This window comes from Phytohabitans flavus, assembly GCF_011764545.1.
In the GTDB taxonomy this organism is placed as follows: Bacteria; Actinomycetota; Actinomycetes; order Mycobacteriales; family Micromonosporaceae; genus Phytohabitans; species Phytohabitans flavus.
The window spans coordinates 9,366,554-9,381,402 of the sequence record NZ_AP022870.1; the positions used below are offsets into that span (position 1 = coordinate 9,366,554).

General features: G+C 71.9%; 12 protein-coding genes and 2 pseudogenes. 10 read left to right on the top strand and 4 right to left on the bottom strand.

The features are described 5' to 3' along the window. Positions 1-17 precede the first annotated feature (17 nt). Positions 18-2,020: pseudogene (locus tag Pflav_RS41755) on the top strand (APC family permease); the annotation flags it as partial. After that, positions 2,013-3,181: pseudogene (locus Pflav_RS41760) on the top strand (class I SAM-dependent RNA methyltransferase). The pseudogenes Pflav_RS41755 and Pflav_RS41760, both read left to right, overlap by 8 nt. 79 nt (positions 3,182-3,260) lie before the next feature. Here the strand turns inward: Pflav_RS41760 and Pflav_RS41765 are convergent. Beyond that, complete coding sequence (locus Pflav_RS41765) at positions 3,261-3,488, bottom strand: hypothetical protein (protein ID WP_173041983.1); 228 nt, start codon at positions 3,486-3,488, stop codon at positions 3,261-3,263. A gap of 276 nt (positions 3,489-3,764) precedes the next feature. Between Pflav_RS41765 and dxs the strand changes: the two genes are divergently transcribed. After that, on the top strand, positions 3,765-5,708 hold the full coding sequence (gene dxs, locus Pflav_RS41770; RefSeq protein WP_173041984.1) for a 1-deoxy-D-xylulose-5-phosphate synthase: 1,944 nt from the start codon (positions 3,765-3,767) through the stop codon (positions 5,706-5,708). A gap of 4 nt (positions 5,709-5,712) precedes the next feature. Here the strand turns inward: dxs and Pflav_RS41775 are convergent, their stop codons facing one another. Both Pflav_RS41775 and Pflav_RS44455 read right to left on the bottom strand, forming a co-directional pair. Next, positions 5,713-6,336 (bottom strand): PIN domain-containing protein, encoded by a 624-nt coding sequence (locus tag Pflav_RS41775; RefSeq protein ID WP_173041985.1) that lies wholly within the window; start codon positions 6,334-6,336, stop codon positions 5,713-5,715. Between the two features lie 21 nt (positions 6,337-6,357). After that, positions 6,358-6,603 (bottom strand): helix-turn-helix domain-containing protein, encoded by a 246-nt coding sequence (locus Pflav_RS44455; RefSeq protein WP_197938879.1) that lies wholly within the window; start codon positions 6,601-6,603, stop codon positions 6,358-6,360. Positions 6,604-7,000: 397 nt separating this feature from the next. Here Pflav_RS44455 and Pflav_RS41785 point away from each other — a divergent pair, with 397 nt between their 5' ends. From Pflav_RS41785 to Pflav_RS41815, 7 genes are all read left to right on the top strand, one after another. Beyond that, complete coding sequence (locus tag Pflav_RS41785) at positions 7,001-8,449, top strand: hypothetical protein (protein WP_173041987.1); 1,449 nt, start codon at positions 7,001-7,003, stop codon at positions 8,447-8,449. Between the two features lie 80 nt (positions 8,450-8,529). Continuing rightward, the gene (locus tag Pflav_RS41790; RefSeq protein ID WP_173041988.1) at positions 8,530-9,468 is read left to right on the top strand and encodes an outer membrane protein assembly factor BamB family protein; all 939 of its coding nucleotides are present in this window, start codon (positions 8,530-8,532) and stop codon (positions 9,466-9,468) included. After that, on the top strand, positions 9,456-9,833 hold the full coding sequence (locus Pflav_RS41795; RefSeq protein WP_173041989.1) for a hypothetical protein: 378 nt from the start codon (positions 9,456-9,458) through the stop codon (positions 9,831-9,833). The genes Pflav_RS41790 and Pflav_RS41795 overlap by 13 nt, the downstream gene beginning before the upstream one ends. 43 nt (positions 9,834-9,876) lie before the next feature. Further along, positions 9,877-11,145 (top strand): PQQ-binding-like beta-propeller repeat protein, encoded by a 1,269-nt coding sequence (locus Pflav_RS41800; protein WP_173041990.1) that lies wholly within the window; start codon positions 9,877-9,879, stop codon positions 11,143-11,145. Positions 11,146-11,147: 2 nt separating this feature from the next. Then, on the top strand, positions 11,148-12,476 hold the full coding sequence (locus Pflav_RS41805) for an outer membrane protein assembly factor BamB family protein (protein WP_173041991.1): 1,329 nt from the start codon (positions 11,148-11,150) through the stop codon (positions 12,474-12,476). A gap of 65 nt (positions 12,477-12,541) precedes the next feature. After that, the gene (locus Pflav_RS41810; RefSeq protein WP_173041992.1) at positions 12,542-13,201 is read left to right on the top strand and encodes a response regulator transcription factor; all 660 of its coding nucleotides are present in this window, start codon (positions 12,542-12,544) and stop codon (positions 13,199-13,201) included. Further along, positions 13,198-14,403, top strand: a complete 1,206-nt coding sequence (locus Pflav_RS41815) for a sensor histidine kinase (protein ID WP_232072540.1) — start codon at positions 13,198-13,200, stop codon at positions 14,401-14,403. Before Pflav_RS41810 ends, Pflav_RS41815 begins: the two co-directional genes overlap by 4 nt. Before the next feature lie 4 nt (positions 14,404-14,407). On the opposite strand, the gene Pflav_RS41820 is transcribed toward Pflav_RS41815, so the two are convergent. Then, the gene (locus tag Pflav_RS41820; RefSeq protein ID WP_173041993.1) at positions 14,408-14,803 is read right to left on the bottom strand and encodes a VOC family protein; all 396 of its coding nucleotides are present in this window, start codon (positions 14,801-14,803) and stop codon (positions 14,408-14,410) included. Positions 14,804-14,849 lie beyond the last annotated feature (46 nt).

The window sequence follows — 14,849 nt, forward strand, 5'->3', positions numbered from 1 at the left end:
ACGTAGCATCGGCGCTTGTGGCCAGTCCCACCTCTCTGCTGAAGCGGCTGCTGGTCGGCCGGCCTTTCCGGTCCGACCGGCTTCAGCACACCCTGCTGCCGAAGCGGATCGCGCTGCCCGTGTTCGCCTCGGACGCGCTCTCCAGCGTGGCCTACGCGCCGGACGAGATCCTGCTGACCCTCTCGATCGCGGGGGCCAGCGCGTATTTCTACTCGCCGTGGGTGGCGCTGGCCGTCGTCGTGGTGATGCTCACAGTGGTGGCGAGCTACCGGCAGAACGTGCATGCGTACCCGTCGGGTGGCGGCGACTACGAGGTGGCGACCGTCAACCTGGGGGCCAAGGCGGGCGTGGGGTGGCGAGCGCGCTGATGGTCGACTACGTGCTGACCGTGGCCGTGTCGACCTCGTCCGGCGTCGCCAACCTGGGGTCGGTCATCCCGTGGGTGGCGGAGCACAAGGTGGCGGTGGCGGTGGCGGCCGTGGCACTGCTGACCGCGATGAACCTGCGGGGCCTGCGCGAGTCGGGTACGGCGTTCGCGATCCCGACGTACGGCTTCATGATCGTCATCATCGGCATGCTCCTGACCGGCCTGGTCCGCATCTTCGTGCTCGGTGAGGACCTGCGTGCGCCGAGCGCCGACCTGCTGATCGCGGCCGAGGACGACCACCTGACCGGCTTCGCGATGGTGTTCCTGCTCTTGCGGACGTTCTCGTCGGGCTGCGCGGCGCTGACCGGTGTGGAGGCGATCTCCAACGGCGTGCCCGCGTTCCGGCCGCCCAAGAGCCGCAACGCCGCGACCACGCTGCTGCTGCTCGGTGTCGTCGCGGTCACGATGCTGGTCGGCATCGTGTGGCTGTCCCGCCTGACCCACCTTCAGTTCGTCGAGGACCCGGCGCTCCAGATCGTGGGGGGACCGCCCGGGTACGAGCAGAAGACCGTGACCACCCAGCTCGGCGAGGCGGTCTTCGGCACCGGAGTGCTGCTCTACGTGGTAGCGGCCGCGACCGCGCTGATCCTCTTCCTGGCCGCGAACACCGCGTTCAACGGCTTCCCGGTCCTCGGCTCGATCCTGGCCCAGGACCGCTACCTGCCGCGCCAGCTGCACACCCGCGGCGACCGGCTGGCGTTCTCCAACGGCATCATCCTGTTGGCGCTCTTCGCGATCTTGCTGATCGTGGCGTTCCAGGCCGAGGTCACACGGCTGATCCAGCTGTACATCGTGGGTGTGTTCGTATCGTTCACGCTGTCGCAGATCGGCATGATCCGCCACTGGAACAGGCTGCTGCCCCGCACCCGTGATCTTGAGCAGCGCCGCCGCATGATGCGCTCGCGGGCCATCAACGCGTTCGGTGCCGTGATGACCGGTACGGTGCTGGTGATCGTGCTGATCACGAAGTTCTTGCTCGGCGCGTGGATCGCGATCGCCGCGATGGCTGTGATCTACGTGACCATGCTGGCCATCCGCAAGCACTACGACACGGTCTCCCGCGAGCTCACCCCGGACGAGGACCGGCAGGTGCTGCCCGCCCGAAACCACGCGGTCGTGCTGGTCAGCAAGGTGCACCTGCCGACGCTGCGGGCGCTCGCGTACGCCCAGGCCACCCGCCCCGACTCGCTCACCGCGGTCACGGTCAACGTCGACGACAAGGACACCCGGCAGATCCAGCAGGAGTGGGAGCGCCGCGAGATCCCGGTACCGCTCACCGTCGTCGACTCGCCCTACCGGGAGATCACCAACCCGATCGTCGACTTCGTCAAGTCGGTCCGCCGCAGCTCACCCCGGGACGTGGTCACCGTCTTCATCCCGGAGTACGTCCTGGGCAGGTGGTGGGAGAACATCCTGCACAACCAGAGCGCGCTGCGTATCAAGGGGCGGTTGCTCTTCGAGCCGGGTGTGATGGTGACAAGCGTGCCGTGGCAGCTCGCCTCCTCCGCCGCCAAAGACCTCGACCGCCTCGACCGTGACCTGGCCCGCGGTCCCGCCCGCGGCCCCGCGACCGGACACCGCGGCAGTGATTCTCGAACGCGTCACCCTCGACGTCGGCCCGGTCGCGCACGGCGGACACTGCGTGGCACGCCTAGGCGAACCACCGGGGCGGGTGGTGTTCGTCCGGCACGCCCTGCCCGGCGAGCGGGTGATCGCCGAGATCACCGAGGAGCATCCCGGGTACCTGCGCGCCGACGCGGTCTCCGTGCTGGAGGCTTCGCCGGACCGCGTCGCGCCGCCCTGCCCGTTCGCCCGGCCCGACGCATGCGGCGGCTGTGACCTCCAGCACGTGGCGCCGGCCGCCCAGCTGGAGTGGAAGGCCGCCGTCGTACGCGAGCAGTTGGCCAGGCTCGCCGGGCTGCCCGACTTCCCAGTAGTCGTGGAGCCGCTGCCCGGCGGCCCGCTCGGTTGGCGCACGCGGGTCCGGTACACGGTGGATGCCGCCGGCCGGCCGGGGCTGCTCAAGCACCGCTCGCACGAGGTGGTGCCGATCGACCGCTGCCGGATCGCCCACCCGGCCATCCAGGAGCTGCCGGTCACCGCGCGCACGTGGCCCTCGGCGTCCACAGTAGACACAGTGGCTCCTGCCGAGGGGCCGGCCGCCGTCGGTCCGGACGGTGACTTCGACGGCCCGGTCGCCGAGCGGGCGGTGGGTCGGGAGTGGACGCTGCCGGCCGACGCCTTCTGGCAGGTGCACCCCGCTGCCGCGGACACCCTGGCCGGCGCCGTGCTCGACATGCTGGAGCCGCGGCACGGCGAGTCGGCCTGGGACCTGTACGGCGGTGCCGGCCTCTTCGCCGCCGCGCTCGCCGCCAAGCTCGGTCCGGACGCCCCGATCACGCTCGTCGAGTCGGCACCGCCGGCGGTCGTCGCCGCCCGTACCAACCTCGCCGACCTGGCCGGCCCGCGCGTGGTGTCGTCCACAGTGGAGGCGGCGTTGCGCCGACGGCGCGTGGAAGGTCCGGTGGACCTTGTCGTGCTCGACCCACCCCGCACCGGCGCCGGCGCCGCGGTGACCAAGGCCGTGATGGCCGCGGGCCCGCGGGCCGTCGCGTATGTCGCCTGCGACCCGGCGGCCTTCGCCGGGACGTACGCACGTTCCGGGACGGTGGATGGCGGCTCGCGACGCTCCGGGCGTTCGACCTGTTTCCCATGACGCACCACGTCGAATGCGTGGGGCTGTTGTTGCCCTGATTCGGGCTCGCTCGCTTTTGGGTTTTCGCGCTTTGGGTGCTTACCCGCGCTTTCCGCTCCGAGGGTGAGCGGTGGCGGGCTATACGGCGGGCGGCGGAATGGCGGAAGCGGGCTGCGTGAGGGTCGCTGACTGGCGCGCCGCCCGAACAGAGGAAAGCCGGCCGCGGACACGCACGACCGCGACGACCAGCAGCACAAACGGCAGCAAAGGCAGGGAGAGCAGCAGAATGACGAGCATCGCGAGCGACTGACCGGCGCCGGAACCGTCCGGGCGGCGCGCGCGATGTGCCGGATGAGCGGCGGACATGTCACCGAGCGTACTCGTCGACTGGGGGCATCTGTCCGGTTTGTACCTCGTATGGGGGATGGTGTCCTGGTCGCCATGGCATGCCGGCCGCTGGCCGTCGATCGGCTCGCCACCACTGGCGGAGGACGCGGCCGAGAAATCGCCGTGACCCCTTGGGCTGACCAGCGAGTCAGGGCCTGCGCGCCTCTGACCTTGGCAATCGACTCTGAACGGGCACAGCTTCTTCACCGCCGACTCCGGAGCGGGCCGGTTCGGGTGCCGATAGAATCGGCCGGCATGAGCGCTGAACCAGGTCTGCTGAGTACGGTCCGTGGCCCCCAGGACGTCAAGCGCATGACTCCTGACGAACTGGCCTTCCTCGCCGCCGAGATCCGGGACTTCCTGGTGGCGAAGGTCTCCCGGACCGGCGGCCACCTCGGGCCCAACCTCGGCGTGGTCGAGCTCACGCTGGCGATGCACCGGGTCTTCGACTCCCCGCTGGACCGGTTCCTCTTCGACACCGGCCACCAGGCGTACGTGCACAAGATGCTCACCGGCCGCCAGGCCGGCTTCGACCAGCTCCGGCAGCGCGGCGGCCTCTCCGGCTACCCCAGCCAGCAGGAGAGCGAGCACGACATCATCGAAAACTCGCACGCCTCCACCGCCTTGTCGTACGCGGACGGCCTCGCCAAGGCGTACGCCCTGCGGGGTGAGTCGCGGCAGGTGGTCGCTGTGGTCGGCGACGGCGCGCTCACCGGTGGCATGTGCTGGGAGGCGCTCAACAACATCGCCGCCGCGAAGAACCCGCTCGTGATCGTGGTCAACGACAACGGCCGCTCGTACGCGCCGACGATCGGCGGGCTCGCCGACCACCTCTCCAGCCTGCGGCTCAACCCCGGGTACGAGAGGGTGCTCGACACGATCAAGGACACGCTCGGCGCGACGCCGATCGTGGGCCGGCCGGTGTACGAGGTACTCCACGCGGTCAAAACCGGCATCAAGGACGCCGTGGCGCCACAGGCCATGTTCGAGGACCTCGGCATCAAGTACGTCGGCCCGATCGACGGCCACGACATGTTCGCCATGGAGTCCGCGCTGCGCCGGGCCAAGGGCTTCGGCGGCCCGGTGATCGTGCACGCGGTCACCCGCAAGGGCTACGGGTACCGACCCGCCGAGGACGACGAGGCCGACTGCCTGCACGGGCCGAGCAGCGCGTTCGACGTGGAGACCGGCAAGCTGCTGGCCGCGCCGTCGGTGAAGTGGACCAACGTGTTCGCCGAGGAGCTGGTCGCGATCGCCGACGATCGGCCCGACGTGGTCGGCATCACCGCCGCGATGGGTGAGCCCACCGGCATCGCGACCCTCGCCCGCAAACACCCTTCCCGGGTGTACGACGTGGGGATCGCGGAGCAGCACGCGGTCACGTCCGCGGCCGGCCTGGCACTGGGCGGGCTGCACCCGGTCGTGGCGGTGTACGCGACGTTCCTCAACCGGGCGTTCGACCAGGTGCTGCTTGACGTGGCGATGCACAAGCTGCCGGTGACGTTCGTGCTCGACCGGGCGGGCATCACCGGGCCGGACGGGCCGAGCCACTACGGCATCTGGGACATGTCGGTCCTCGGCGTGGTGCCCGGCCTGCGCATCGCCGCGCCGCGCGACGCCAGCACGCTTCGTGAGGAGCTGCGCGAGGCGCTCGCGGTCGACGACGGCCCCACCGTGCTCCGCTTCCCGACCGGCGCGGTCGCGCCCGACGTGCCGGCGGTACGCCGCGTGGGTGGCGTCGACGTGCTCGTCGAGTCGTCCAGCCGCGACGTGCTGCTGGTCGCCGTCGGCGCGTTCGGCCAGATGGGCGTCGACGTGGCCGCGCGGGTCGCCGAGCAGGGCTACGGCGTGACGGTCGTCGACCCCCGCTGGGTACGCCCGGTGGCGCCCGAGATCGTGGCGCTCGCCCGCGACCACCGGCTCGTGGTGACGGTCGAAGACGGCGTGCGCGCGGGCGGCGTAGGCGACGCGGTGGCCAAGGCACTGCGCGACGCCGACGTGGCCGTGCCGGTGCGCGACCTCGGCGTACCGGTCGCCTGGCACGCCCACGGCAGCCGCGCCCAGATCCTCGCCGATCTCGGTCTGACCGCCCAGGACGTGGCCCGCGAGGTAACCGGCTGGCTCACCGGCCTCGACTCACCCGCCCCGTCCTTCGCCGAGGCGAAGGTCCTTGACGGCGGCAGGTCCCCCGCCAAGTAGCGCGTCAAGGTGCACGCATCGGCTTCTTGGGCTGCCCACCGGACGACCAGATCCGGTGGGCTTCCCCATGGTCGAGACGAGCTGTCAGGCGAGTCGTGAAGTTTGGCACCCCAGCCTTAGCGAGGCTGTCCGCCAGATCGTGAGCCGACAACGGCGGCCGCCGCTTTCCGGCGGCCATACGAACGACAGTGTCGACCACCTCACGCGGAAGCTCGACAATCAGTTCGCACAGATATTCGTCCGGATCCAAGACCCTGATGCCCCGGCACGCGAGTGGCTCGCTCGGGAAATCGCCACGATTCCAGGTGATGATCACATTCGCGCCGCCGGCCACGGCTGCCGCCATGTGCTGCTGATCATCCAGATCATTTGCCGGCATCTCCGCGACCAGAGCTTGGTACTCATCCTCGCCAACTCGACTGTCCGCGAAGAACTCGCGGATGCTGGAGGTGATTCGGCTGGCAGACTCGGCAGTGCGTCGCTGCTCCCGGACGATCACGCGCTCCCACTCGGCGAGCAGGGCGTCCGTCCACAGCACCTCGTGGATGGCATCCTCGGTCAACGCCAGCATTAGGTCCATGACCGAGAACGGGAAGAGCACATTCGTGTCTACGAAGACACGGGCCATGGGTTGGGGCTCCCAACGCCGCTAATAAGGGAGGTCCTCGGATTCGATGGCCTCGACGATACGTTGGCGGCCCATGCGGCGTCGCTCCCGTTGCCTTTGAAAATCGAGCACGTCGGCGAGTCTGACAACGCGGTGTCGGCTGTCGGGTAGGAATTCGGATGCGATCTGCCCTTGATCGAGAAGGCGAACCACGTACGGACGTGAGAGTCCTAGCAACTCGCCGACCTCGGCCGGAGTCAGCAAGACCTCTGAGGCCAGGATCGTCACGCTGTGACCTTCGGACAGTTCGTCGGTGGACGCTCGAAGAATCTCGACCAACGCGGCCGGCAACTCGACCTCTTCGCCCCCCGGCAGCCGAAGCGACAGTTGCGTGGCATTGCCTACCGCTCGGCGCAGGTCTCTCGCCGATCTGCGATCCTCCGGCCCTGGTTCTACCTTTGTCGCATTCCCCAACACACTCGACCGTGCCACGTCATGCCTCCCACCGGAGCAGGGTTATCCGAAATAAGTGTAACCGCGGGTCATGTGGCTGACCAGGTCGAATGCGCAGCGTAGGCGGCGTGGTGACAGTTGGATGTTGGCACGCCCGGATCGTGTCCCGTAACCACGAGCCGATCGACGGCCGGTAACGTCCCTGGCTAGCAGACAGCGAGGGGGAGGCGCGGTGGCGTACGAGCGGGCGGTCAGCGGTGGTCGGGCGACCCTGGATGCCGCACTGCAGCGGGCCGTCAAGCGGGCCTCGGTGATGCGGCAGAGCTTCTACGTGGTCGTCCTGCTGGTCGCGCTCGCCGGCCAGGTCTCCGGTGCCGTGGAGGCGCTGGGCATCCCGCTGGTCGCGGCGATACCGGCTGTGGGCGCGCTGGAGTTGGGCGGCATCGTCGTGCTCGCCAACGCCGACGTCCGGCGCCGGCTCGGGGAGCGGGCGATCGGCTCGCGCCTGCTGTCCGCGGCGATCGCTGTGGGCGCGGTCGCGTTCAACTGGCTGGCCCACGAGGACCACCTGCTCGGCGGCTTCTTCGCGGGCATGTCCGCGCTCGGCTACCTGGTGTGGCTCACGCACACGGAAAACCAGCGCCGCGACCGGCTGCGCGCGACCGGTGACCTGCCGCCCACCACGCCGGCGTACGAGGTGTTCGGCCACTGGGTGCGCCACCCGCTGCTGACGCTGCGTGCGAAGTCGCTCGCCAAGGCCGACCCTGAGCTGGGGCTGTACAGCTCGATGGCGGCCGCCCGCACGGAGACCCGGCGGGAGCGGCGGCAGAAGGCGATCGCGAAGGTGCTGCACCGGAAGATCCGGTCTGCGGTCGACCCGAAGACGGCGGACATCGCGCTCGCCGTGTACGACCTGGACGAGATCGCCGCCCGCTTGTCCAAGCGCGCCGACTACGACGGGCTGACCGACCTGATCGCCGCCGACCTCACCCCCGCGCGGCTGGCCGGCCTGCCGGCAGGTGAGGAGGCGCCGGCCACGCGGCTGGCGGAGCTGGCGACCGCCGCGCTCGCCCTGGAGCCCGAGCGCCCGGAGCCCACCCTGGCCATAGGCGAGCGCACGGCACCGGTCGCGGACGCCGATGCCGCCGCCGAGCGCCCGGCCCGGGCCGTGGCCGCCGAGCGCCCGGAGCCGGTCCAGGTCACCGAGGTCGTGCCGGCGCGGCCCGTACCATCGGCGGCGCTGACCGAGCCGAGCGAGGAGTTCCGGGTCATCCAGGCGGTCCGGCGGGAGTGGGAAGAGCTACAGCGTCCCAACCGCGCCACGACCCGCGCGGCCGACGGCGAGTCGTCGCGCCGCCGCTCCCGGGCCACCGCGCGGGTGCCGGTGCAAGAGCCGCCAGCGTCGGTACAGGTACCCGTACCCGTACCCGCGCCGCCGGCCGACCCCGAGCCAGAGCCGCCCGCCGCGAACGGGCGGCGGGAGCGTTCGCTGCGCAGCCGGGTGCACGCCGCGCTCGACAGCCACGCGCCGGCCGACGGCCCCAACGACAGCAACCAGCTTGTCGACCTGGTCGCAGACGTGCTCCAGCTCGACGACGTGGAGCGGGTGTCGGCGTTCACGTACGTGCAGACCTGGCAGCGCGACGCCACGCGCGTGCCCCAGCAGGCCGGCCGCTCATAGTCACCCGGCCGGTGGGTGCGCCGGGTCCGGCGCGCGGAAGCGGCGACGCCGGTTCCGCGGGACATGGCAGGCTTGACGCCATGGTGATCGATCTCGGGCTGGATCGGGAGCCGCCGGTCGCGCGGTTACGGGACTGGGGGCGGCGGCCCGCGCAGTGGCGCTCGCTCGCACTCGCCCTCGTCGCGGCGTTACTACTCACCGTGACCGCCTCCGGTCCTGCGCCGGCGCCCAGCCTGACGCTCACCGCGAGCTTCGGGCTCGAGCGGCGTACCGACTTCGTGGTGATCGGTGACCGGCTGTATGTGTCGGTGGCCAGCCCTGACCGCGCCGGCCCGACCGACCACCGCTGGCTGCTCTCCGCCTACGAGCTGCCCAGCGGCCGTCCACTGTGGGCAGCGCCGTACGAGTCGAGCTTCGAGCAGTTCGTCGACGTGCAGCAGGCCACCGGGATGGTCCTGGTCACCGGCCTGGTCGGCGGCGACGGGATCTCCACGCCCACGACCGCGGTCGACTCGGCGACCGGCCGGGTGCTCTGGACGCTGCCGACCCGCGTGGCCGTCGCCGACGACGGGCGTACCGGCGTGATCGGCGGGCTGCTGCGCCCAGGTGAGCCGGCCGGGCACAGCGTGCGGGCGGTGGACCTGACCACCGGGCGGGACCTGTGGAAGGCGACCTTCCCCGCATCGACCACGGTCCGGCCGGTACCCAATGGTCGGGCCGTGACCGTGACGAGCGGTGACGGAGGCGGCCGAGCCGAGGTGCGCGACGTCCGTACCGGCGCGGTGCTGGCCTCCCAGGCGGTGCTGCCGCCCGGCGCGGGCCCGACGCTCTCGGCGACCGTGGGTGACTCACTGCTGCTGGGCTACCAGGACGGGAAGGGCGACCGCGGGGTCGCGGCCTACGCCACGGACACGCTGGAGCTGCGCTGGCGCCGGGTGATCAACGAGGACGACGTACGCCGCTTCAGCCCTGCGGCCCGCTGGTGTGCACGCCCAGCCCGTTCGGCGTGGAGGCGATAGACCCGGCGACCGGCACGCTGGTCTGGCACACCGACGACGCGGACGCGGTCTTCGACGTGGGTGGGTTGCTCGTGGCGGACGCGCAGCCGGCCGGGCTGGCGGCGGTCGACCCGGCCACCGGCCGTACCCTCTTCGACCTCGGCGGGCTGGAGACGGTGCTGAACGCGCGCACGGAGCACGGGCTGATCTCGGTCGGCCGCAAGGTCGGCGACGACCGGACCTGGCTCTCGCTCGCCAAGCCACACACGGCCGCGCCGCGGCCGCTCGGTGTGGTGCCATATCGGGTATGGGACTGCGCCGCGGGCGAGCGGAGCGTGGTGTGCCGGGTGCCCGGCGACCAGCTGAACATCTGGACCTACCGCTGACCCTCCTCCGGAACCTTTCGGCGGCGCCGGGGGTCGGGTTCGTATGGTGATCGACCTGGGGGTGCCGCAGGACCAGGACGAGGTCGAGGTGGCCCCGCGGCGCTGGTCGGCACGGCAGCGGCGGGCGGTGGGGGCGGTGCTCGGGATCGCCGCGCTGCTGGGCACTGTCGGCGCGGCCGCGCCGGTGCGCTCTCCGCTGGTCTCCGTGACCATCCAGGCCACCGCCGCCGACGATGTCCTGGTCGCCAACGACGCGCTCTACCTCATGCGCCCGAGCCGCGGCGTGATCCGTGCCGGCTTGCGGACGATCACCCGGTACCGCCTGGCGGACGCGACGACCCCCGAGTGGGAGGCCGCCATCTACACCGCCGGGCCTGTGCGCGCGGCGTCCCTTGTGGATGGCGTGCTGATGGCGATGGCGATGGCGGAGGGCCCAGGCATCGAGACCATCGCGATCCGGCCCGACACCGGGCGGGAGGTGTGGCGCCGGAGCGGCTGGTACCACAGCACCGGTCTGGGCCACGGGCTCCTCCAGGACCAGTCGCCCGGCCGCTGGCAGCGGGTGTTCGGCGTGGACCTGGCGACCGGCGACGTGCGCTGGTCGCTTGAGTACCCGGTGGACGATACGGTGCTCGTCGACCGCGGTCGCTTCGTGCACTGGGACAGGTCCGGCATGGCGGAGCTCCACGACGCGGACACCGGCTCGTTGCTCGCCACCGCCCACCTGCCGTTCGACGCGCAGTCGTCCGCACAGATCGTGGGCGACCTGCTTTTGATCCCGGCGGCGGACGGCCGGCGGGCGGTCGTCGCGTACGGGATGGACCGCCTCGACCGCCGCTGGCAGGCCGACATCGACATGCGCAGCGAGTACGTCAGCGGGGAGTGCGGCGACGCGCTCTGCGTAGGGGCGGTCGACGGCGGCGGCATCCGGCTCGTCGACGCCGCCACCGGCCGCACCCGCTGGTCCGCGCCCGGCTGGGGATATGCCTTCCGGGTCGGCCCGCGCCTGCTCGCGTACGGCCCGGGCCAGACGACAAACCCCAACGCGGCCCTGCTCGACCCCGCGGACGGGCGCGTCGTGGGTGACCTCGGCGAGTGGAACGCTTCGGTGCCGGCCGACGACGGGCGCATGCTCGGCATCCGGGAGAGCAGCACCCGCGCGCTCGTCGCCCGTCTCGACCCGGTCGCGGCGGACGCGGAGGTGCTCGGCCTGCTCGCCGACGTCTTCCAGTGCCAGCCCGGCCCGGTCGCGGTGGTCTGCCGGCGAGCCGGCGGTTCTATCGGAGTCTGGTACCCCAGGCGCAGACTGTGACCATGACCACCGTCATCGACCTCGGCGAGATGCGGCCCGGCCAAGAGATGGCCGTGCCCGAGCCGGTGCGTACGCCGGTGCGGTGGCGGCTGGCCTGGGCGGCCGCCGGGCTGGCCGTGCTGGCCTGCACGCTGGGCCCCGCGTTGCCCGAGCGGGCGCCGCTGACCGAGGCGACGATCCCGGCGCGGCTCGGCGACACGGCGTTCGCGGCGGGTGAGCAGTACTACGTGGTTACGTCTGACCGCGGGGCGCCGCCCGACTCGCGCACCATCACGGCGTACACGCTGCCCGGCGCGACCAGGCTGTGGCAGGCGCCGCTGCCGCTGTCCGGCGCGCTGCGTGGGGTCGGCGCCGTGGCCGGGCAGATGCTCATCAGCACGCAGCCGGAGCTGCTGGAAGCGGTCGAGAGCGTCTCGATCCGGGAGGCCACCGGACAGATCATGTGGCGGCGCCGGGCGCTGTTCGAGGGCGTTACGGCGGGCGGCAGGGTGCTGCTCTGGACCTCGCTGGACGGCACACCCGCCGGCAGTACCGGGCGCGAGACGCTCGAGGCCGTCGACCCGGTGACCGGTGCCGTCCATTGGGCGTACCGGGTGCCGGTTGGCGGGTGGCTCTCCTACCGGTACAGGGGCGCGGCGCCCACCCACGTCGTCACGCTGCTGCCCGAGGGGCGGGTCGAGGTGCGCGACGCCGAGGACGGGCGGGTGCTGGCCGCCGCCGACCTGCTGCCGCCCCGGTTGCCGAACATACCGGCGAGCTACGTCCAGTTCGCCGGCGACATGGTGTTCGTCCGCGGCGGGCCGGTGGCGCAGGCGTACGGACTGGACCGCCTCGACCACCGGTGGAATGCCCCGATCGACCTGGCGACCGAGTACGTGACGTCCGGCTGCGGCGACAAGATCTGCGTGGTCGCGTACACGGGCGGCGTACGGGTCCTTGACCCGGCCACCGGCCGCCTGCTCTGGTTCGACCCGCTCCCCGCGGTCGTCGGCCGGGCCGGCGACGTCCTCGTGGCCCAGGTGCCCGGTCGGAACAGCAGTACCCAGCTGTCCGTGCTCGACCCGGAGACCGGGCGGGTACGGGAGCAGCTCGGCGAGTGGGCCGTGCTCGCGCCGCCGACCGGCGACGGCGAGCTGATCGCGATGCGCACCGATCTGAACACCGCCAAGGCTTGGCTGGCCCGCGTCGACCCGGCCACCGGCGGGGCCCACTACTTCGGCGTGGTCTCCGGAGTCACCGGCGACTGCGAGGCACGCGTGGGCGTGGGCGCGGTCATCTGCCGCCGCCTTGATGCGTCCGTAGGTGTCTGGCGCCCCATCCCGTTACGTTGACTCACGTTGGCTTCACACCTTGGGGTGGAGGCTGGCCTGGCGACGACGAAGGGGAGGTGGCCGCCGTGCGGGTCCTGGTGGTCGAGGACGAGCGCAACCTGGCCGACGCGATCGCCCGCGGGCTGCGCCGGCAGGGCATGGCGGTCGACCTGGCGTATGACGGCACCGCCGGGCACGAGATGGCGTTCGTGACCCGGTACGACGTGATCGTGCTCGACCGCGACCTGCCCGGCGTGCACGGCGACCAGATCTGCGCCGACCTCGTCTCGTCCGGCGCGCTGACCCGGGTGCTGATGCTGACCGCGAGCGGCACTGTCGCCGAGCGGGTGGAGGGGCTCCAGTTGGGCGCCGACGACTACCTGCCCAAGCCGTTCGCCTTCGACGAGCTGGTGGCCCGCGTGCAGGCGCTCGGCCGGCGAGCCACGCCCGCCGCGCCGCCCGTGCTGTCCGTCGCCGACCTGGTGCTCGACCCGGCCAAGCGGGTCGCCACCCGGGCCGGTACCCCGCTCGACCTGACCCGCAAGGAGTTCGGCGTACTGGAGGTGCTGCTCAAGGCGCGCGGTGGCGTGGTCTCCAGCGAGGAGCTGCTGGAGCGGGTGTGGGACGCCAACACCGACCCGTTCACCACGACGGTACGGGTCACGGTGATGACCTTGCGGAAGAAGATCGGCGACCCGCCTCTGATCGAGACAGTCGTGGGTGCCGGCTACCGGGTCACCCAGTGACCGTCTACTCGGGGCGGCCCGGCCGCCACCGGCTGCGGCCGACGCTGCGGCTGCGGCTCACGCTGCTCAACGGCGTGCTGCTGGTCGGCGCCGGCGCGATCCTGGTGCTGCTGGCCTGGCTGCTGGTCGGCGACGCGCTGCACCCGGCCGACCAGCTCCGCGCCGGTACCACCGTCGAGCTGGCCAACGGCAGCCGCCTCGACGCCCGCGAGTGGCAGGACCAGGTGGTCGACGCGGCCTCGCGGGAGCTGCTCGCGAAGGGCCTTGTCGCGCTGCTGGCGATCAGCGTGGTCGGCGTCGCCGGGGCGTACGCGGTGGCCGGCCGCGCCCTCCGCCCGCTGCACCAGGTCACCTCGACCGCGCAGCGGCTCGGCGAGGAGACGCTCGACCAGCGCATCCGGTACTCGGGGGCGGACGACGAGGTGGCCGAGCTCGCGGCCACGTTCGACGCGATGCTCGATCGGCTGGGGGAGGCGTTCGAGACGCAGAAGCGGTTCGTGGCGAACGCGTCGCACGAGCTGCGTACGCCGCTGGCCGTGATGCGTACCGAGATCGACGTGACGATGGCCGACGAGGAGGCGGACGTCGCGGAGTACCGGCGGATGGCCACTGTCGTGCGGGACGCCTCGGAGCGCGCCAACGGCCTTGTCGACGCGCTGCTCGTGCTGGCCCGCAGCGAGGCACAGTCGGGCCGGCGGCTGGCCCGCAAGGCCAACACCGACCTGGCCACCGCGGCGACGACCGCCCTCTCCGCGGTACGCGGTGAGGCCGACCGCCTCAAGCTGACCGTGACCACCTCGCTCGACCCGGCGCCGGTGGTCGGCGACCCGAGCCTGCTCGACCGCCTCGCCGGCAACCTCATCGAGAACGCGATCCGCTACAACCACCTGCACGGCAAGATCTGGGCGCGCACCGGCTCGGACGCGGCGGCGGCCTGGCTTGTCGTCGGCAACACGGGCTTCGAGGTCGACCAGGCGGACGTGCCGGGGCTCTTCGAGCCGTTCCGGCGGGGCGGCCGGGAACGCACCGGCGCGCGCGGCTCCGGGCTGGGCCTGTCGATCGTGCGGGCGGTCTGCGACGCGCACGGCGGCACGGTGACGGCCGCCGCCCAGCCGGGCGGCGGGCTGGAGGTCACCGTCACCCTGCCGGCGGCCGACACCACGCCGGTCGTGGCCGCGACCGCCGCGGTGCCGACGCACTGATCTTTCACTGTGGGCCGGCGGCCACCTCGGCGGTGCTGCGCAGGATGCAGAACTCGTTGCCCTCCGGGTCGGCGAGCACGACCCAGCCGGTCCCGTCGGGGTTGCGCCGGTCGTCGACGGTGGTCGCGCCGAGCTCGACGAGCCGGGCCAGCTCGGCGTCGCGCGCCCCTTCGACCGGGCGCAGGTCGAAGTGGACCCGGTTCTTGACCTGCTTCTTGTCTGGTACCTCGATGAAGAGCAGCCGGTGCGTGCGGTCGCGGGAGAAGATCATGCATTCCTCGTGCCCCGGCAGGTTGGGGTCGTCGGGGTCCTCGACGTAGTCCAGGACCTGCTGCCACCAGCGGGACAAGCCGTACGCGTCGGCGCAGTCGACGGTGGTGTGCGAAATGAAGGAGGTCACCCGGGCATCCTCGCAGGGCCGGCCAGTATTCTTTCGACGGCAGTCG

Bases quoted from the DNA above. Each gene is read 5' to 3' on its own strand.
- Pflav_RS41805 (WP_173041991.1), top strand. From the start codon at position 11,148: ATGACCACCGTCATCGACCTCGGCGAGATGCGGCCCGGCCAAGAGATG.
- dxs (WP_173041984.1), top strand. From the start codon at position 3,765: ATGAGCGCTGAACCAGGTCTGCTGAGTACGGTCCGTGGCCCCCAGGAC.
- Pflav_RS41800 (WP_173041990.1), top strand. From the start codon at position 9,877: ATGGTGATCGACCTGGGGGTGCCGCAGGACCAGGACGAGGTCGAGGTG.
- Pflav_RS41790 (WP_173041988.1), top strand. From the start codon at position 8,530: ATGGTGATCGATCTCGGGCTGGATCGGGAGCCGCCGGTCGCGCGGTTA.
- Pflav_RS41775 (WP_173041985.1), bottom strand. From the start codon at position 6,336: ATGGCCCGTGTCTTCGTAGACACGAATGTGCTCTTCCCGTTCTCGGTC.
- Pflav_RS41765 (WP_173041983.1), bottom strand. From the start codon at position 3,488: ATGTCCGCCGCTCATCCGGCACATCGCGCGCGCCGCCCGGACGGTTCC.